At 72.5% G+C, this 448-nt stretch carries 1 pseudogene; it reads right to left on the bottom strand.

Annotated features, from left to right (window positions below):
- A pseudogene (locus LO771_RS30080) lies at nucleotides 1-283 on the bottom strand (2-oxoacid:ferredoxin oxidoreductase subunit beta); the annotation flags it as partial.
- Nucleotides 284-448: the final 165 nt, after the last annotated feature.

Raw genomic sequence — 448 nt, 5'->3', positions numbered from 1 at the left:
TGTTCATGTAGTACGGGAAGCGGGAGGAGCAGCCGATGCCGGAGACGAAGCAGACGTTCTCCCGGGCCAGGCCGAGCTCGGGCATGAAGGACTGCACCGCGGCCAGGATGGCGTAGTCGCCGCAGCCGGGGCACCAGCGGACCTCCTGGTCCGTCTTGAAGTCCCGGGCGGTCTGCGGGGCGGCGGCCCTGGGCACCAGGGAGAGCGCGGGCAGCGCGGCGGCGGGGGCGGTGGTGCCGTTGCGGGCGGTGCCGTTGCGGGCGGTGCCGTCGTTGTCAGACATGGGCGGTCGGTCCTTCCCGGAGGGCTGCCTGGAGGGCGTCGGCGAGCTGCTCGGCCTTGAACGGCATGCCGCTGACCTGGGTGTGGGAGCGGGCGTCGACCAGGTACTCGGCGCGGATCAGCCGGGCGAGCTGGCCGAGGTTCATCTCGGGCACCACCACCCGGT

Source organism: Streptacidiphilus sp. ASG 303 (assembly GCF_020991365.1).
GTDB lineage: Bacteria > Actinomycetota > Actinomycetes > Streptomycetales > Streptomycetaceae > Peterkaempfera.
The sequence above is the reverse complement of the archived record's forward strand: the minus strand, read 5'-3'. Positions and strand labels throughout refer to the sequence as shown.